21 protein-coding genes are annotated in these 18,462 nt (G+C 39.1%); 11 read left to right on the top strand and 10 right to left on the bottom strand.

Annotated features, from left to right (window positions below; translation table 11 throughout):
- The first annotated feature begins 14 nt into the window (after nucleotides 1-14).
- Together BN997_RS19595 and BN997_RS19590 are read left to right on the top strand one after the other, a co-directional pair.
- Complete coding sequence (locus tag BN997_RS19595; RefSeq protein WP_042534785.1) at nucleotides 15-1,292, top strand: MFS transporter; 1,278 nt, start codon at nucleotides 15-17, stop codon at nucleotides 1,290-1,292.
- Between the two features lie 201 nt (nucleotides 1,293-1,493).
- Nucleotides 1,494-3,611: a peptidoglycan D,D-transpeptidase FtsI family protein gene (locus BN997_RS19590; RefSeq protein ID WP_306432766.1), complete on the top strand. Its 2,118-nt coding sequence runs from the start codon at nucleotides 1,494-1,496 to the stop codon at nucleotides 3,609-3,611.
- 96 nt (nucleotides 3,612-3,707) lie between these two features.
- Here BN997_RS19590 and BN997_RS23605 read toward each other — a convergent pair whose 3' ends face one another.
- Both BN997_RS23605 and BN997_RS19580 read right to left on the bottom strand, forming a co-directional pair.
- On the bottom strand, nucleotides 3,708-4,322 hold the full coding sequence (locus tag BN997_RS23605; RefSeq protein ID WP_244882407.1) for an endolytic transglycosylase MltG: 615 nt from the start codon (nucleotides 4,320-4,322) through the stop codon (nucleotides 3,708-3,710).
- Between the two features lie 12 nt (nucleotides 4,323-4,334).
- On the bottom strand, nucleotides 4,335-4,565 hold the full coding sequence (locus BN997_RS19580) for a hypothetical protein (protein ID WP_042534783.1): 231 nt from the start codon (nucleotides 4,563-4,565) through the stop codon (nucleotides 4,335-4,337).
- Between the two features lie 414 nt (nucleotides 4,566-4,979).
- Between BN997_RS19580 and rpmG the strand changes: the two genes are divergently transcribed.
- The 8 genes from rpmG (at nucleotide 4,980) to BN997_RS19545 (ending at nucleotide 12,767) form a co-directional block, all read left to right on the top strand.
- Nucleotides 4,980-5,129 (top strand): 50S ribosomal protein L33, encoded by a 150-nt coding sequence (gene rpmG, locus BN997_RS19575; RefSeq protein WP_040985278.1) that lies wholly within the window; start codon nucleotides 4,980-4,982, stop codon nucleotides 5,127-5,129.
- Nucleotides 5,130-5,198: 69 nt separating this feature from the next.
- A complete protein-coding gene (locus BN997_RS19570; protein ID WP_052485088.1) occupies nucleotides 5,199-5,768 on the top strand; it encodes a 5-formyltetrahydrofolate cyclo-ligase in 570 nt (189 codons plus the stop codon).
- A gap of 94 nt (nucleotides 5,769-5,862) precedes the next feature.
- A complete protein-coding gene (locus BN997_RS23320; RefSeq protein WP_175297070.1) occupies nucleotides 5,863-6,033 on the top strand; it encodes a hypothetical protein in 171 nt (56 codons plus the stop codon).
- A 209-nt stretch (nucleotides 6,034-6,242) separates the two neighbouring features.
- A complete protein-coding gene (locus tag BN997_RS19565; protein ID WP_042534780.1) occupies nucleotides 6,243-7,790 on the top strand; it encodes a rhomboid family intramembrane serine protease in 1,548 nt (515 codons plus the stop codon).
- A gap of 138 nt (nucleotides 7,791-7,928) precedes the next feature.
- Nucleotides 7,929-9,374, top strand: a complete 1,446-nt coding sequence (locus BN997_RS19560; RefSeq protein ID WP_042536315.1) for a spore germination protein — start codon at nucleotides 7,929-7,931, stop codon at nucleotides 9,372-9,374.
- A 67-nt stretch (nucleotides 9,375-9,441) separates the two neighbouring features.
- Nucleotides 9,442-9,654 (top strand): YqgQ family protein, encoded by a 213-nt coding sequence (locus tag BN997_RS19555; protein ID WP_042534778.1) that lies wholly within the window; start codon nucleotides 9,442-9,444, stop codon nucleotides 9,652-9,654.
- Nucleotides 9,647-10,606, top strand: coding sequence for an ROK family glucokinase (locus BN997_RS19550; protein ID WP_042534775.1), 960 nt, complete (start codon nucleotides 9,647-9,649; stop codon nucleotides 10,604-10,606). Before BN997_RS19555 ends, BN997_RS19550 begins: the two co-directional genes overlap by 8 nt.
- 220 nt (nucleotides 10,607-10,826) lie before the next feature.
- Complete coding sequence (locus BN997_RS19545) at nucleotides 10,827-12,767, top strand: LTA synthase family protein (protein ID WP_042534773.1); 1,941 nt, start codon at nucleotides 10,827-10,829, stop codon at nucleotides 12,765-12,767.
- Nucleotides 12,768-13,353: 586 nt separating this feature from the next.
- Here the strand turns inward: BN997_RS19545 and BN997_RS22780 are convergent.
- Entirely contained in the window at nucleotides 13,354-13,527 is a 174-nt protein-coding gene (locus BN997_RS22780) for a DUF2759 family protein (protein WP_084612994.1), read from the bottom strand.
- Between the two features lie 142 nt (nucleotides 13,528-13,669).
- Here BN997_RS22780 and BN997_RS19540 point away from each other — a divergent pair, with 142 nt between their 5' ends.
- Nucleotides 13,670-14,299 (top strand): MBL fold metallo-hydrolase, encoded by a 630-nt coding sequence (locus BN997_RS19540; protein WP_042534771.1) that lies wholly within the window; start codon nucleotides 13,670-13,672, stop codon nucleotides 14,297-14,299.
- Between the two features lie 116 nt (nucleotides 14,300-14,415).
- On the opposite strand, the gene ltrA is transcribed toward BN997_RS19540, so the two are convergent.
- The 7 genes from ltrA to comGC form a co-directional block, all read right to left on the bottom strand.
- Nucleotides 14,416-15,690 (bottom strand): group II intron reverse transcriptase/maturase, encoded by a 1,275-nt coding sequence (ltrA, locus tag BN997_RS19535; RefSeq protein ID WP_042528596.1) that lies wholly within the window; start codon nucleotides 15,688-15,690, stop codon nucleotides 14,416-14,418.
- Between the two features lie 568 nt (nucleotides 15,691-16,258).
- Entirely contained in the window at nucleotides 16,259-16,501 is a 243-nt protein-coding gene (locus tag BN997_RS19530; protein WP_040985302.1) for a DUF2626 domain-containing protein, read from the bottom strand.
- Nucleotides 16,502-16,654: 153 nt separating this feature from the next.
- Nucleotides 16,655-17,023 (bottom strand): hypothetical protein, encoded by a 369-nt coding sequence (locus tag BN997_RS19525; protein WP_042534769.1) that lies wholly within the window; start codon nucleotides 17,021-17,023, stop codon nucleotides 16,655-16,657.
- Nucleotides 16,995-17,462: a competence type IV pilus minor pilin ComGF gene (gene comGF, locus BN997_RS19520; RefSeq protein ID WP_084612993.1), complete on the bottom strand. Its 468-nt coding sequence runs from the start codon at nucleotides 17,460-17,462 to the stop codon at nucleotides 16,995-16,997. Before comGF ends, BN997_RS19525 begins: the two co-directional genes overlap by 29 nt.
- Nucleotides 17,413-17,751, bottom strand: a complete 339-nt coding sequence (locus BN997_RS19515) for a hypothetical protein (protein WP_042534765.1) — start codon at nucleotides 17,749-17,751, stop codon at nucleotides 17,413-17,415. Before BN997_RS19515 ends, comGF begins: the two co-directional genes overlap by 50 nt.
- On the bottom strand, nucleotides 17,735-18,166 hold the full coding sequence (gene comGD / locus BN997_RS19510) for a competence type IV pilus minor pilin ComGD (RefSeq protein ID WP_042534763.1): 432 nt from the start codon (nucleotides 18,164-18,166) through the stop codon (nucleotides 17,735-17,737). The genes BN997_RS19515 and comGD overlap by 17 nt, the downstream gene beginning before the upstream one ends.
- Nucleotides 18,153-18,458: a competence type IV pilus major pilin ComGC gene (gene comGC / locus BN997_RS19505; protein WP_042534761.1), complete on the bottom strand. Its 306-nt coding sequence runs from the start codon at nucleotides 18,456-18,458 to the stop codon at nucleotides 18,153-18,155. Before comGC ends, comGD begins: the two co-directional genes overlap by 14 nt.
- Nucleotides 18,459-18,462: the final 4 nt, after the last annotated feature.

The raw sequence follows: 18,462 nt of genomic DNA, 5'->3' as shown, positions 1-18,462 counted from the left end.
AGGAGTCGTTTTCTATGCAATTACAACAGCAGTACAGAAGATATAAACAACAAAAAGATGAATATCGGGATCTTTGGATACTCTTGCTTATCGGCGCTTTATATGCAGCAGGAATCTTTTTATCAAATACATTTGTTAATGTGTACCTATGGAAGCAATCCGGAGATTTTTTTGTGATTGCTAATTATCACTTGGCAAGCTATGTATTCCAGGCATTATCTTTTATTTATGCTGGAAAATTATCCAAAAAAATCGATCGCATCATTATATTGCGAATCGGAATTCTTTTTTTATGTTTCTTTTTTCTGTTCGTTCTTTGGATCGGCGAGCTGGCTGCATATTATAATTTTATACTCGGTTGTTTATTGGGAATAGGGTACGGTTTTTTTTGGTTAGCTTATTATGTACTGACCTTTGAGATTACCGAACCGGATACAAGAGATTGGTTTAATGGCATTTCCGGCACACTGACCTCGTTTGCAGGTATGATTGGACCGTTGCTTGCAGGATGGATGATTTCAAAAATGGCCGGGGATTTTGGCTATACCGCTATTTTTATCATTTCCTTAAGCCTGTTTATTGCTGCCATTATTGTAAGCTTTTTTATTATACGAAAGGGAAGCAGAGGAAGCTTTGCTTTACCTGCTGTCATCAATGAAAGAAAGAAAAATAAAAATTGGAAGCGTATTTTACATGCTCACTTTTTTCAAGGGCTGAGAGAAGGTATTTATGGTTTCTATATTACCATCTGGATTTTTCTTGTTACGAACAGTGAGCTTATTTTAGGGGTTTTTAATTTATTTCTTTCAGGATTATCCATTATTTTTTATTTTGTTGCTTTAAAATGGATTCAACCTGCATTAAGAAAAAAAGCCATTTTATTTGGCGGAATCTTACTGTTTGCTTCTATTTTTATTATTATTTTTGAAATGAGTCTGTTCTGGTTGATTGTATACGCGGTGATTATCGGAATTGCCTTCCCAATTCTGACCGTTCCGTATCAATCCCTGACCTATGATGTAATTGGCAGAGCGCGGATGGTCAGCGAGAGAAGAGTGGAATACATTGTAGTCCGGGAAATTTATTTGAATCTGGGAAGAATTGCTTCGATTGCCGTGTTTATATTTGGCATGTTCCTATTTCCGCATGACGTGATTATCCCTTCTTTACTGATTATATTCGGCGCTGGACATGCCATCATCTATTTTTGCATCCGGAACATTTTTATTGGACCGTCAAAAAAACAAAAAATCGCATTAAAAGAAGATTTTACGGACGAAAAAAGTCGCTAAATGTGGTAAAATCAAACAGTGGTCTCTATTATAACTTGAACGATTATAAGCGGAAGGTAATTGTGCCCCGAAGGGCGGAGTTTCTTTTTATAATTTAAAGGTTTAAAAAGATGCACATAAATGATTCATTGTATATACTTTTAAACGAGCTATACAGTTTAATGCGATGCAAGTTCAAAATAGATGTGAAGGAGGAGAAAAGTGGTAGACAAGAAGAAAAAGAAAAAACGGGCTCAGCTTCCCGTTCGCATGAATATTCTTTTCTTTGCTATCTTCTTATTATTTTCTGCACTCATACTTCAGTTAGGTGTTGTTCAAATTCTAAACGGGGAAGCTTATCAGGACGAAATTGAGAGAACCAATTTAGATACGACAAGTATACCTGTACCCCGGGGGAAGATTTATGATACAAACGGGAAATTAATTGTAGATAATGAAGCGATGTATTCCATTACGTATACGCCTCCCAAGGGTGTGCAGGCGGATGACCGTCTGAAAGTAGCGGAAACATTGGCACAATATATTGATATGAGTGACGACCAATATATTGATCGAATAACAGACAGAGACAAAAGAGAATATTATTTATTGTTACATCAAGAAGACATAGAAGAGCGATTAGAGGAAATTGATACAGAAGAAATGGACAATTCTGAGGTTTATAATGCGACGCTGGATTTGATTACGGATGAAGAAATTGCAAATTTTTCCGGTGGCGAATTGGAAATTATTGCAATCAAAAAAGAACTCGATAAAGCATATGCGCTAACCCCTCAAATTGTAAAGAATGAAGAGGTTTCCGCAGAGGAATATGCTTCTGTAGCGGAAAATCTGGATAAATTGCCTGGTATTAATGCTACAACGGATTGGAATCGTGTCTATCCAAACGGTGATACATTAACAAGTATTTTAGGCAGTATCTCCAGCCAGGAGCAGGGAATTCCGGCAGAGGATATGAGTGCTTACCTGACGAAGGGATACAGCCGGAACGATCGTGTCGGCAGGAGCGGGCTGGAAGAGCAGTATGAGGATTTTCTGCGCGGGCGTAAAGAACAGATTCAATATACGACACGCCAAAACGGGTCGATTGTCGGTTCGGAAACCATAGTAGAGGGAGAACGAGGCAAAGATTTGGTGTTAACAACAGATTTAGATTTTCAGCAGGAAGTGGATGAGATTTTATTAGATGAGTTTCAGTCCATGAAAGCAAAAAGCCCTTATGAAAATCGATTTGCAACCAATGCGTATGCTGTGGTTATGAATCCGAAAACAGGAGAGCTGCTTGCTATTTCCGGTCTGAACTATGATTCGGAGAAGAATGAGTACAGCGATGCAGCATTTATGGCTTTAGCCAATGCGCATGAGCCTGGTTCCAGTATTAAAGGAGCAACAATTCTTACTGGTTATGATTCGGAGGTAATTTCACCGGGCGATGCTTTCAATGATGCGCCGATGAAGTTAGCTGGAGCGCCAGTGAAAAAATCTGTTTCAGCAATGGGAACCGTTAACGATTTAAGTGCTTTAGAAAGGTCATCCAATGTTTACATGTTCTATGTTGCTTTACGGTTAGGGGGAGACTATCGTTACCCAATGCCGCATAATGCCAGCTTGAGCATAAATATAGGAGAAACCTTACAAACGCTGCAAAACTATTTTAATCAGTTTGGCTTAGGAGCATCTACGGGGATTGATTATCCATATGAAAGTACCGGCGTTAGAGGGGAAGCCCCGGATAACCCTGGTAATATTCTTGACTTTGCTATTGGCCAGTATGATACGTACACAACCCTGCAGCTTGCACAATATGTATCAACAATTGCCAACGACGGCTACCGTGTCCAGCCGCATTTCTTAAAGGAAGCGCGTGATCCAATCGCTTCTTTAGATGAGCTGGGGCCTTTGTATTATTCCAAAAACACATCGGTAATGAACCGGATTGAAATGACAAATGACCAAATCAGCCGTGTGCAGGAAGGATTCCGTCTTTCCTATCAAGGATCACAGGGAACAGGACGCGGTTTTTTTGCGAATAAATCCTATAATCCGGCAGGAAAAACAGGAACAGCGCAGTCATTTCAGTATGTAGACGGCCAGGAGTTTGCCCTTAATAATTTAACATTAGTCGGCTATGCGCCTTATGATGATCCGGAGGTTGCTTTTGCCGTGGTTGTACCGTATGTTGGAATTGGTGAAGGAGACCAGGTCAACCTGAAAATTGGTGAACGTATTTTAGATACGTATTTCGAAATAAAAGAAGAGCATGATGAAGATGCGGAAGGTGATTCTTCCGAAGACAGTGAAACTGAAAACGAAGAATAAAAAAACTTCTACCCGTAACGGGTGGAAGTTTTTTTGTGAATCATATAAAAAATGAGCAGCTCCCGGATGGAACAGCTCATTTTAAATTTGATGATTTTATTCGGAATACGTGGTGATGACATCGCCAATTTCGCTGAACGACATCTCGCTATCGATTTCATAGGTTCCAGGTATGACACTGCCGCTTAAATCATTATCATCCAGATAATCATTAAAGTCCCACGCGTCATCAATAATACCGGCATCTTCTAAAGCATTACTGATAGTGGAAGGCGGTGCGCCGTCCTCCAGTGTGATTTCTACTTCAATCACATCAGAATCCTCGGATGCTTCGTCATCTTCATTGCTTTCTGAGTCGTTATCATTACTATCTTCGTTCTCATTGCTTTCTTCATCATTACTATTTTCTTCTTCATCTGTGCTATCATTTTCATCCAAATCGTTGTTTGAATCGGAATCTGCTTCTTCGTTTCCGTTTCCTTCATCTGCATCGGAATTTTCTTCTTCCCCATCTTCTCTGCCAACGCTATAGGCAATGTATTCATCCTGAGTCAATACGGCATAACCTTGATCTTCCAAAACCGAAATCAATTCTTCCGGCTCGGTATCCTTCAGATTGCCTGAGGATTGACCGCCAAAAAGATAAATAGCGAGAAGCAGGGCACCGCTGGTTAATAGACCGACAGCAAACGCTCTTACATGTTGTTTCATGATAATACTCCTCTAATTATTATTTTTAGGTTGAGACGATACAGCGTCGTCAGATATATTTTGAGGCAATAATTCTTCTTCTAAAACAGATACTTTCTTTTTCAGCTGATATGTATCTTGCATTGTTGTAATAGACAATTGTTCAAGCTGACTCTCTACTTCTTCCAGACGATCGTTAATAAAGAATGACAGGATAAATAGAACAATTCCAATGACGACAACTGCCAAAATGGCAACTAACATTTTTAATTCCCTCCCTTTATGAGGATGTTCAAAAGCCTTCAAATGTACGCAGCGTAATAGGTCCGCGTTTACCCGTCGCAGCGGCTGCATTAAGCTGACCACATTGAGACCTGCGATTACTCGGTCTATTAAAACCGTTGCTGTGATTACTCGTCCCGCCGAATACCATTGGAAACTTTTTGAACACGCACTTTATGTATCATTTATAGTTATACCATAAATTAAAAGAAGTGACTATGCTAAAAGCTGGAGAAATCTTGATAAACGTCTGCTTTAACTTTAATAAATCAATGTATGAAAAGTTTTCGGATTCTTTGAAGAAACATTCTTGATAAATTGAAGAAACTTTGATAATATAATTAAAGTCTGTACAGTTATGTAAAAAGGCAAGTTGAAAAGTTTGGAGGGATAGATATGCGCGTAAATATAACGTTAGCTTGCACGGAAACAGGAGATCGTAACTATATTTCTACAAAAAACAAACGTAATAATCCGGAACGTATTGAGCTTATGAAATACTCACCACGTCTTAAAAAACATACCCTACACCGTGAAACTAAATAAGCATTCATAAAAAACTCTTATCTGATATTATTGGATAAGAGTTTTTTTATCTATGGAGGTGGATTTCTCATGTCAGAAAAAAAGATGCTGCGGCAGCATATGCTGACGTATATAAGCGGATTGTCGGAATTTGAACGGAAAAATATAGAAGAAAAACTGCAGAATCAATTAGTGGCAAGTCCTGTGTTTCAGCAGGCTGCGACAATAGGCATCACAATCTCCACGGCTCAGGAGTGGGCTACATCTTCCATCATGGAAAAGGCATGGGAGGAAGGAAAGATAATCGCTTCCCCTAAATGTATTGTGAAAACGAAAGAAATGCAATATTATGTTTGGAATCAGCTCGATCAAATCGAAGCTGGCTATGCCGGGATAAAAGAACCTATTCCAGAAAAAACGACACCTATAGCGCCTGCTGATATCGATTTGCTGCTGGTGCCTGGTGTTATTTTTGACAAGGACGGCTATCGCATCGGTTATGGCGGCGGGTATTATGATCGTATGCTGGCTGATTATAAGGGTGTAACGATTTCACTGTGTACGGAAAAGCAGCTAGTTGATCGTATTCCAAGAGAAAGTCATGATTTGCCTGTAGAGCTGATTATAACAGAAAAACGAACTATAAAAACTTCCAAATAGCATATCTGATGTATAAGATGGCTTTCTTCGTTGACAATAAAAGATGTAAAAGAGGTTGTTCAAAAAGGGTACTATCTCGAAGGAGGTCAGGAAAATGATGCGCTTTATCTTTGTATTTGCGATGCTGCTATCCATTGCATTCCTTTTTATGAAATGGAGGTACCGCATTTTAAACAGCATGTTAAATTGGAAACAGGGGAGAAAGTACCTGGTACCGCTGCTTGGTAATATGATTTTGTGGAAAAAGAAAAAGGAAATGGTTTAATTTCTAAATCACTATTTTTATTTTCTTCACCATTCATCTGCATGCTCCCTCTTTGTCGGCGAATCGAAACGAGAGCTTACTCAGGATGGTAAGACAGGTGTGCTTTACGAATCTGTTTAAAAATTATCTTTGCACCCTGGTTTACTGCAAACGGAAAATTGTACCTGATTATAAATATTTGGTATGCTTCAAAGAGGGGAGGATGATTTATGGACATACCTATGCAATATCGGGCGTATGAGCTGGTGAATAAATTAACAACACAAGGTTTTCGAATTATTGCCGGTGACTATAAAACGGATGAAATCTGGCTGGAGCGCAAAGCTGACAGAAAATCCGCTATTGTTCGAGTGAAACCGCAAACGTTTGATTGGTCGAATCACCTGCGTCAGGATTCGCAGATTGCCTACCAGCAGATGCAGCGGATCAGGCAGGCTATTGCGAGCTCAAATGCTGTCTTCTATTCAATTTATATCGCAGAAGAACTGCCGGTGGATGATTGGGAAGACGTAAAGCACCCGCGGGGAGAAGGAACAAAGAAAGCTCCAAAGATGCATACATATTATCTTGCTGAAGCAAATGAAGAGGAAGAAATCAGTCAATTAAACCATGATCTACATATTTCATTATCTTCGGATAGAGAAAAGTATGTAACAGAAACTGATAAAGAAACTGCCGCAAAGCGCATGAAAGATGTTTTATTTCAAGAAATACAGGAAGAAATGGAGAATCGTAAGAAAATATTTTCATTTTCGAAACCGTTGTTTACATACATATTGATTGCTTTCAACGTACTCATTTTTATTTTTCAAATAACCAGCGGAGAAATGGAGAATACACAGCATTTAATTGATATGGGGGCAAATTTTAATCTGCTTGTCATGGAAGGAGAATGGTGGAGATTCTTCACATCGATGTTTTTACATTTAAATTTTCTTCATTTGATGATGAATATGCTTGCTTTATTCTACCTTGGCGCAGCCATTGAACAGATATTCGGGAGGATCCGGTTTCTTTTTATTTATTTCCTGGGCGGTTTAACAGGTTCTATTGCAAGCTTTGCTTTTTCTATCAATGTGTCAGCAGGGGCATCGGGCGCTATATTCGCTCTGTTTGGCGCACTTCTCTTATTTGGGTTGATTTATAAGAAAATCTTCCTTCAGACAATGGGCTTTAATATCATGCTTATTTTAGGGATAAACCTTGTGATTGGATTTACTATTCCTGAAATCGATATGGGAGCGCACCTTGGCGGACTGGCCGGCGGGTTTTTGATTGCTGCAGCAGCCTATGTCCCAAACAAAAAAAATAAAAAGAATCAGCTGCTTGCTTTGGTTGGTTTTGTTGTGCTAAGTCTTGGATTGTTTATTTATGGCTGGTCTTTCAATTCTTCATCTCCAGAGTTGAAATTAATTGAAGTAGAGATGCAATTAGAAGAGAATCATTTTAACGAAGCCATTTCCATTGCAACAGAAGCTTTGGATGATACGAATGATGAGACGCTGATACCTTATTTCCTTTTCCATCGTTCGTTTGCGTATATTCAAGAAGGAGAGTATACAGATGCTGCAGAGGATTTGGAAGAGGCTGTTCAATACGACCATAGACTGCCGCAAATGTACAATAACCTGGCCGTTTTATATTCAAGGCAAGGCGCAAGTACCGCAGAAATCGAAGCTATTATTGATGAAGGCTTATCTCATTTTCCAGATGATGAAGAATTATCCAAGCTGAAGGATGATTTGCAACCTTACTGATTAAAAAACCAGACTGCTGAACGTGAATGGCAATCTGGTTTTTTAGTGTGTTTTAAATGATGTAGCATGTATAGATTTCATCTGGTGATATAAACTATCTACATCCTATGATATAAGGTGATAAAATTGACCAATCAGATGAAAAAAGTAGCTTCAAGTTTAGAAACCAATGTTTCTTATCTAAAGTCTTATCTGGGAGTGGATAAAAGCTTCGACATAATTAATTTAGACTTAAACTATGCCGGGAAGGATATGGCTATGTTTATGGTCGACGGGTTTGCAAAAGACGATATCATGCTTTATATTATGCAATCGCTGCAAAGGCTTCAGCCGAATGAGCTGGATACCGATACATTACGAAAATTAATGAAGAGAGATATTCCCTATATTGAGCTGGAAGAAATGAAAGAAATGGATAAAATAGTCGATTTTATCCTTTCTGGAGCCACTGTTTTATTTGTGGATGAAATGGATAAGGCAATTATCATTGATGCAAGAGAATATCCGGCAAGGTCTCCAGAAGAGCCTGATTTGGAAAGGGTTGTCAGGGGCCCCCGTGATGGATTTGTGGAAACCCTCGTATTTAATACGGCATTAACCAGGCGCCGGGTCAGAGATCGCTCCTTAAGAATGGAGTTTACACAGGTAGGCAGACGCTCTAAAACAGATGTGGTTATCAGTTACATAGAAGATATAGCTGATTCCAGACAGGTGGAGAGGCTGAAAGAGTTACTTGACGGCATAGATACAGACGGGCTGCCAATGGCAGAAAAGTCGATTGAAGAATTTTTTAGCCGCCGATATTGGAATCCCTATCCGGCGGTCCGTTATACCGAGCGGCCTGATACAGCCGCTTCTCATCTGTTAGAGGGTCATATCGTGCTTATTATTGATGGCACTCCCAGTGTGATGATTACGCAGACAACATTCTGGCAGCATTTGCAGCATGCAGAAGAATATCGTCAAAAACCGAGTGTCGGAGCGTATTTACGAATTGTTCGGTTTATTGCCATTTTTTTTTCTCTTCTCCTCCTGCCGTTATATTATTTATTTTCAGTACAGCCGGAGCTGCTGCCGGCAGCATTTGATTTTATCGGACCGGAAGATTCAGGTGTTATTCCATTGCTGGTTCAATTTTTAATCGCCGAGCTGGGCCTAGATATTTTAAGGATGGCATCGATTCATACGCCATCAGCACTGGGAACGGCTCTTGGCCTGGTTGCTGCAATCATGATTGGCGAGGTTTCGGTAGAAGTCGGCTGGTTTTCCCATGAGGTGGTTTTATATATTGCGACGGCAGCCATTGGCTCGTATGCCACGCCGAGCTATGAATTAGGGATGGCCAACCGCCTTGTCCGCTTATTTTTATTATTTACAACGGCTTTGTTCGGTGTCGGCGGATATGTTGTCGGTGTAACCATTTGGCTGTTATTTTTAATAAAAATGAGAACGTTGGATACGCCTTATTTCTGGCCGCTGGTTCCATTCTCCGCAAAGAATATGCGTGATACCTTTATTCGTTTTCCATTACCAGAGAGACATCTGCGTCCATCCATATTACGGCCGAAAGATCCAGATCGTTGATTCGATTTGGGTCTTTTTCGCATTTCCCATTTTCATGCCCTTTTGGTATAATGTTTTTGGTGATAGCATGGAGAATATACACGATGTACGAAAACTGCTGTTGAAGTTTGGTACTTTTATTTATACAGCAGATCGTTTAGGTGATTTAGAATTAATGATAATGGAAATAAATGAACTATATGAATGGAAATTGATCAGTGTAGAGCAATTTCAACAAGCGTTATTGCTTCTGAAAAAAGAGATAAGAGAATATAAAAAGGGGACGGAAAACAATGAGTGAACTATTAGCAGGCGTAGATATCGGCGGTACGACCGTTAAAATTGGATTTATTACAAAAAATGGAGACATCATTGAAAAATGGGAAATCCCTACGGATTTAACAAATGAAGGGGTCCATATCATTCCAGATATTTGGGCAAGCATTGAATCAAAATTACAGACGCCGTCATTCAAGGATGCTTCTATTAAAGGAATTGGCGTCGGAGCACCGGGCTTTGTAGATGCGCATGCCGGTATTATTGCAGAAGCTGTAAATATTGGCTGGAAAGATATTCATTTAGCGGAAGAGCTTGAAAAACTGGCGAACGTTCCCGTTTATGCTGAGAATGATGCCAATATTGCCGTATTAGGAGAGAACTGGGTCGGTGCAGGGAATCAATCCAGAAATTTAATTGCCATCACACTTGGTACAGGGGTTGGAGGCGGAATTATCGCAAATGGGTCCATCTTAAATGGTGCCAATGGAATGGCTGGTGAAATTGGCCATATTGAAGTATTAGAGAATGGTTATTTATGCAACTGTGGTAAAAGAGGATGCTTAGAAACTATTACATCAGCAACAGGCATCGTCAGACAGGGAATGGAAAAGGTGCAGACAAATCCGGACTCCAAATTGGCGAAATTATTTCAATCAGAGGGAAGTATTACCACGCAGCATATTTTTGAGCTGGCAAAACAGGGAGACCAGGCTTCCAAGGAGATTATTGACTATACCGCAGATGTTTTAGGTAAAGCGATGGCAAATATGTCAATGATTATTAATCCTTCCAATATTTTGATAGGCGGCGGTGTTTCCAATGCAGGGGATTATTTAATCGATGCTGTTACAAAAGCATTCAGAAAACACGCACTGCCAAGGATAAGCGAGGTATGTACGATTAAAGTTTGTCAGCTCGGCAATGATGCAGGCATTATCGGCGGAGCGTATCTGGTATATGAAAATAATAGTTAATTGATTTTCAGACTTGATTTTTTTAGATTATCTACTAAAATAGTAATTTATGAACGGGTATTAAAATAAAATGATTTAATGTGAAACCTTTTGCTTGCCAAATCGTATGAAAAAGATGTAGAATTCATTAATTGTAGGTTTACATTAGTTTATAAAATGGGAAGAAGTATGTTAAAGGATAAACTCGAATTCCTGTTTTTATTATTTAGGAGAGGATATAATGAAACGATTTAAAAAGCCAAAGATACCGCTCTATGTCATAGCGGCGTTACTTCTTGGCCTGAAAACGTATATTGTCTATCGATTTGTATTTAATATTGAACTTGATAACTCCATGCAGGAATTAATTCTGTTTATTAATCCATTTGTGTCAGCATTCTTAATACTGGCATTAGGGGTCTGGTTTAAAAAGTCTTCCAGACAAATGAAATATATTCGGTATGCGATGCTGGCGATGTCACTGATTGTCTGGGCAAATCTGGTATTCTATCGCCAATTCACAGACTTTATCACCATCCCGCAATTATTTATGGGAAGCAATATGACAGATTTAGGATCCAGTATCTTAACTTTGATTAAGCCATGGGACCTTTTCATTTTTGCTGATGTGGCGATTGTCTGGTATATAAGTAAGAAATTTGCAGGAAGTTTATCTGTCTTGTACCCTAGAAGTGGAAAAGTCGGTGTTCTGGCGTTTTCATTAGTTTTACTTGCAGGTAACTTTTTCTTAGCAGAAATGGAAAGACCGCAGTTATTCACCCGTGGTTTTGATCGCGAATATTTAGTGAAAAATATCGGGCTGCTTAACTATCATGTATACGATGTAGTTGTTCATTCTAAAAATGAATCACAGCGTGTTTTTGCTGACGGAAATGAAATTCCTGAAATTCAGGAATTTATAGAAGAAAATGTAGATCATGAGCGCAGTGAAGAGATGAATGGTGTTGCGAAGGATAAAAATATTATTTTCCTTAATGCAGAATCATTGCAGCATTTTGTGATGAACAGTGAAGTTAATGGGGAAGAGGTTACGCCGTTCCTGAATGATTTAGCTCAAGATGAGGATACGTATTACTTTGATAATTTCTATGAACAAACTGGTCAGGGAAATACATCTGATTCCGAGTTCTTAGTAGAAAATTCATTGTACCCGCTGTCCCGCGGTGCTGTATTCTTTACCCACGGAGGAAATGATTATCATTCCTTCCCGGAAATGATTAAAGAAGCCGGTTATACTTCTTCCGTATTGCATGCGAACAACAAAAGCTTTTGGAATAGAGATGCTATGTATGACAGCTTAGAAATCGATGAATTCCTTGGTGAGGAATCATACGATGTCACACCAGAAGATTCTGTAGGATGGGGTTTGAAAGACAAACCGTTCTTTGAACAATCTATCCCGCTTCTGGAGGATTTGGAAGAGCCGTTCTATTCCAAAATGATTTTACTGACAAATCACTTCCCGTTTGAATTAGATGAGGAAGATGCAACAATTGATAAATTTGATTCCAATTCCAATACACTGAACAGTTATATCCCAACTGTCCGTTATATGGATGAGGCAATTGAAGAATTCTTTGATGAATTGAAAGAATCCGGTATGTATGAGGATTCCATTATCGTTATTATGGGTGACCATATTGGAATCAGCGCAAACCATAATAAAGCGATGGCCCAATATTTAGATCAGGATGAAATTACTCCGTATGATCAGGTGCAATTGCAGCGTGTACCATTATTTATCCACATCCCTGGAGACGGTAATGGCCAAGTAATGGATGAGATTGCCGGTCAAATCGACTTGAAGCCAACCATGTTGAACATGCTTGATGTCGACCCTGGCGAGGATATCTATTTCGGTAATGACTTATTCAGTGATGACAGAAAAGACTATATCGCATTACGTAATGGCGATTTTGTCAGTGATGATTATGTAAGTACAGCTGGAATCTGTTATGACCGCGAAACCGGAGAGTCAATGGATCAGGCCATTGAAGAAGAGACTGATTCTGAGGAAGAAGCAAGTGAAGAATTAGAACAAGTAGAAAGTGCTTGTGACTCCATTCAAGAACAAGTGGATACAGAGCTTTCTTATTCCGACTCCATCATATACGGAGACTTATTCCGATTTGTTGATTTTGGAGATGAGGAAGAAGAATAATAAAAACGATGCAGGTGATGAGCGCCTGCATCGTTTTTTCTGTATTAATTAATCAGCTGTTTCTATTGTTGTATTTTTGCTTTACAAATAATCTAATAAAATAAACAAAAACGATTGCTATAAATGCAATATTAAAGAATCTCGGCTCTTTCATAAAAGAATAAATAAAAAAACACAAAGAGTGATGAACATAATGATGCTGCCCAGCAGGTCTGCTTTAGAAAGTCGCATTTAATCACTCCTGGCTTCGTATTTATAATTACTTGCAAATGAGTATGTATAAAAGTGAAGATGCCTTAATCAGGCTTATTTTGCTTCCTGTGGTATTTTTTATTTTTACTATTTGGAGAACAGGCTTTTTTAAGATAAGAAAAATCAGGAGCACTATTAGACTTTTAAAACACAGTGTTGTTGTTAACGAGATATACGCTGCGGGAAGTGGAGTGTAGTTCTGAATCCTGATATTACTCACTTCATGAAACCCGTTGAAGCGGCCGCCACCAACTTTTTAGATACTCCTAAAAGTGCAATAAAAAACAGACTCCTTTCATGTTATGCAACATAAAAAGAATCTGTCCGTTTCGTTTTAGCCCGTAATTTCTGAAATAATAGTCGCGATGGAGAAGAATCCAAAGACAACTGCAGTCAGAGCAGAAAATAACAGCGCCAGTATATTTTTATATTTCAACTGACGAATCACTGATACGACCGCTAATAGTGCAACTGCTAAAAATATAACTCCTAATATAATATGGCTCATCCGAAATTTTCCTCCTTTTCAACGTAATTATTCTTGTGTAAAAAGTCAGTATTTAATACTATGTAATTATCGTTAAACTATTTATATTTTATAGTATTTCCAAGTGTTTGTCGAGTTATTATAAAAGAATGGAGAGATAGGTATGGAAATTATTGCGATGCCGGTAGGTTTAGTCCAGGCAAATTGCTATATCGTTTACAAAAAAGAAGAAAAAGATGCTTTAGTTATCGACCCCGGCGGTGAACCGGAGAAGATTATTGCTGCCATTGAAAAACATCAGCTGAACGTGAGGGCAATATTACTGACCCATGCTCATTTTGATCATATCGGTGGTTTGGAAGGGATTCGGGAATTTACAAATGCACCGGTTTATCTTCATAAAGCTGAATGGGATTGGTTAGGGGAGCCTAAATTAAATGGATCAGCTAAATTAATGGGTCAGCCTGTAACTGCGCAAGCGGCAGATAAAGAATTAGAAGAAGGACCATTGGAAGCTGGCGGATTTTTCATGGAGGCATTACACACCCCTGGTCATTCGCCGGGAAGCATCAGCTTTGTTTTCCCTGAAGATAATTTTGCTGTTTGCGGAGATGTCCTGTTTCAACAGGGGATTGGAAGAACAGATTTAGTCGATGGAGATATAGATATTCTTGAGCATTCGGTAAGGGAGAAATTATATCGTTTGCCGGAGGATCTGACGGTTCTTCCCGGCCACGGGCCAGCAACGACAATCGGCTATGAGAAGAAAAATAATCCTTTTTTTCCGGCATAGAAAGGTAGTATCTTTATTGCGGGGACCAAAATTAAATCGAGTAGAGGGAAAAGCTAAATAACTTTTCGCCCCTCTCACACCACCAGTACATACGGTTCCGTATACGGCGGTTCAATTTATATTTCAGTGTGTACTTTTAGATAACGGTCTAAGGCAAAGGGGATACCTCTTTGCTTTAGTCTTTTATTAGACAATGCTCTCTGAACAACTTTCGACAACCCAGTAAATCGGAAACCTTTCCTACAATAGGTTAGCCCCTTGGCTTCTTCCTTTGGTATACCAAGTTGTATGAGAGATTTAATTCTCTTTTTGTTGTTCTTCCATTGTTTCCAGATAATTACTCTTATTCTGGAGCGCAACTTCGCATCTATAGACTCTAAAACGCTCTTCATATTAGCTACCCTAAAATAGTTGACCCAACCATACATGACCTGTTTTAACTTGATGATTCTGTCGTTTAAGGAAATACTCCAATTTCGCTTTGTTAATCGGCGCAGTTTCCTTTGGAATTTTTGAACCGACGTTTTACTGGGTCTCGGTTGAAATTTCCTCTTATTTGAGTCATAGTAAAAACCAAAGCCTAGAAATGTTGTTTTCGTAGGGCGTGAGATTTTACTTTTCTCCATATTTACCTTTAGCCCCAGTTTCTCTTCGATAAATGTTGTAATGGAAGTAAGAACTCTATTTGCCGCCTTTTCACTTTTGACAAAGATAAGGCTATCGTCTGCGTATCTTACGAAACGCAGACCTCTTGCCTCCAGTTCCTTATCTAACTCATTCAACATAATGTTACTTAGAAGTGGACTAAGGTTGCCTCCCTGTGGGGTTCCTATAGTTGTATCTTCATATTTCCCATCGACCATCACACCACTTACGAGGTATTTTCGTATCAGAGAAATGACATCACCATCTTTGATTGTGTGCGAGATTATTCGCATTAACTTATCATGATGGACAGTATCGAAAAATCGTTCCAGGTCAATATCCACTAACCACTGGTATCCGTCATTGATATATTCCAATACTTGCGTGATTGCCATTTCGCAACTTCTTCTTGGTCTGAAACCATAACTGTAGTCACTGAATTGTTTTTCAAATATCGGGCTGAGCACTTGACTAATTGCCTGTTGGACAACTCTGTCAACCACTGTTGGAATACCCAATTTGCGCATCTTTCCATTTTCTTTCGGAATTTCTACGCGCAGTGCTGGCATTGGTTTGTATTTTCTTTTCTGGATTTGCGTTCGCAATTCCTCTTTGTGTTTCCTTAGGTATGCTTTCAGTTCATTTACTGTTACGCCGTCTACCCCACCTGCACCTTTGTTTCGGTACACTCGAAGATAGGCTTCGTTCATATTTTGATCGCTTAAAATCTTTTCTAAAATTTCCACACTCGTTTCTTCCTTTCCTTTCATGTGACGGAGAACACTTCTATTTTGACTATCCTCTGAGATACGCTCATACTTTCATCATTAACACATTCAGAAGTTTATTCTTCGTGCATTCATGGCGTAGAAACACTATAAATTGTTCAGCCCTTCATGATTTTCATCACTACTACGGCATCGGCTGACTTCTCACGATAAACCTTTTTCGACCAGCTTTCTTTTTAGGGGACTCCTCAGCTGTCCGTGAGACCTCCCAGGGTAAGACAACTATCTTTCCTCTTTTACTCGCCTAATTTACTCTGCAGGGTTACGCACATCTTTTGGATTTTGACTTGTTATGGAGCCTTATCCGCCTACAGAGCCTTCGTATCAGATTTCTGTTCGTCGAGCCAAGATTTTGATACACGCTTCCTTCAGCCTTTACCTCACGATAAATGCTTTGCGCTTCTCTAGTGGTTGGTCGATGTGTACCTCCACAGTGGATTTCCACCACCTAGATAGTCGCCATGCCTGGCGCACATAGAAAAAAGACCATCTATAATCCAATACAGATGGTCTTTTTTCGATGTTTTTAATGTCCAAATCCAGGTACCAGGATAAACTCAGAATACCAAGTATATCCAACAATAAATACCGTACAATATGCACCAAATAGATACATGTACATACGTTCAGACAGCTTTAAGTAACTCAGTGTAAGGAAAAACGCCGTTTGAACCAGGAATAATAGTGCAGTATTCAGCATGTCACCTACATAAAACATAACTGTAAAAATACCTGTCCAAAAGGCAAGAACACGAAACATGCGGTCCATGTCTTCCCCCTCCTTTATAGGTAACGTTCTCATAGTTATTATATACGAGCAAGAAAGGATTGTAAACGATTCTTAAAGATATCATGCCCAATTAGCATAGATTTAATTTCAAAACAATGAAAAATCATTCACATTAATGCTGAATCTGTCCTTTTATACGTAAGGGCGGGATAATCGATAAGTATGATTGCTATCTGTCGGTTTGATTAAAAAAACGATATAAATTGTATTGTTTCTTTCTTTGTGAAGTGTTATGGTAACATCTCCTTGAGGAAAAACATAATCAGTCTGATAGGGAAAAGAAATCTCATCATCACCTGTTTCGTTCCGTAATTGCTGATATGCCATTTGAAAAAGTGTTTCTATTTCTATATGATACAGCTGGTTTTGAGCGACAGCTTTTGACGTATGGTAATGATAAAGCAAAAACTGGATTGAAAGAAATACAATAAGAATTACCCAGACGACATGAAATAATAAAAACCCTTGCTGATTATGGATAATTGTAAATCGTTTTTTCATAAACGTCACCTGATTCTTTGGTAATGGTTAAATAAATGGCGTTTGCATGTTCTTCAAACGTAATATCAGCAACCTGACGAAGATAAATTTCATGGCCTAATCCATTTACCTGCCTGCGTACCGTATTATTGTAGAGGCTGACGCGGGCTATACTTTCTGTATGGTCGTTTCGATCGGCAGCACGGATATATAATTGATTATTCGCTACATGCGCAGAAGAGGAAGACATGACATCATAGTGTAATTGAGTGAAAAATTGTTGTACAGATAAGGCTTCCGTATTTGTTTGTTTCAGCTGCAATGCAGACAGAGCGTAAGATACAAAAGGCAGTGTTAATACCAGGACGGTCATAGCAACAAGCATTGAAATGAATGTAAAACCTTTTGTATTACTCCATAATCGCGTAGAGGCATTTACTCTCTTTTTTTTGTTTTGCATTAGTCCATTCAGCACATCCTTTCAGGTACTCACCTTCCAGCGAAAAAGAGAAGGCTGCAGGCGTCTGATATGGAGTTACGGTGTAGTAGTCCTGAAAAGGTGCCGCTCCCGCCAGCACGCCCTGCATGTCATCATGTAATTTACTTGTGATTTGTACTTTTTCAATGGAATTGTACTGTTCTTTGGCAATGATGGAGAGAAGCGGCAAAAGTATCGTGAGCATGGAGAATAGAAGCAGGGATGCGATTAAAGTTTCAAATAAGGTAAACCCTTTATCTTTTTTCCACATAGTATCTGCCTTTCCCTAACGGAAATACAATCTGATAAGGCTCTCCTGCCAAGCTTACTCGAATCGTCTGGGGGTTTTTTATAACCCCGCTGATGTAGAATTCAACATTTTTGGGAAATGAGGTTACTAACGAAAATTGAGCCGGATATTCCCGCTTGATTTCTCTGAATCGATCAAGCACAATGCTGTAGCTGTCCGGGTTAAACTTTAGTACATATGGGATATCGTTTTCCTGCATGCCTGCTGTGCTTTGCAAGTAGAGCACATCCATTTCTAATGTATCAAAAAAATGCTGCAGCTCTAATTTTTCTATTTGCTCCACCTGCTGCCTTGGAATGAGTAAAAGAATAATCGACAGGATGGATAATGCGAATAATGCCTCAATCAGTGTAAACCCTCGTTCAGTTTGAAGCATTTACAACACCATTAGAAATGGAGAGCTCATTTCCGTTTGAGCATGTCCGCTGGTCTTCGGTGATATAATCAGCGCTTACCAGCTGATTCATACTGGAAGGTAAATTGCCTGTATCAATATGATAAGCATCTGCCTGAGCTTGTACGACAGAAATTAATGCATCACAGCCCTTCGAGTGAACATCCCCTGTTTTCTTTCCCAGATTCGGTATAATTAAAATCATTATTACCGAGATAACCATTAAAACTATCAACATTTCAATCAGTGTAAATGCTTTTGAACTTTTTAACATAAAA

The sequence above is a fragment of the Oceanobacillus oncorhynchi genome, assembly GCF_000821065.1.
Classification (GTDB): Bacteria; Bacillota; Bacilli; order Bacillales; family Amphibacillaceae; genus Oceanobacillus; species Oceanobacillus oncorhynchi.
Note: the sequence above shows the minus strand (reverse complement) of the source record. Positions and strands in the feature narration are given on the sequence as shown.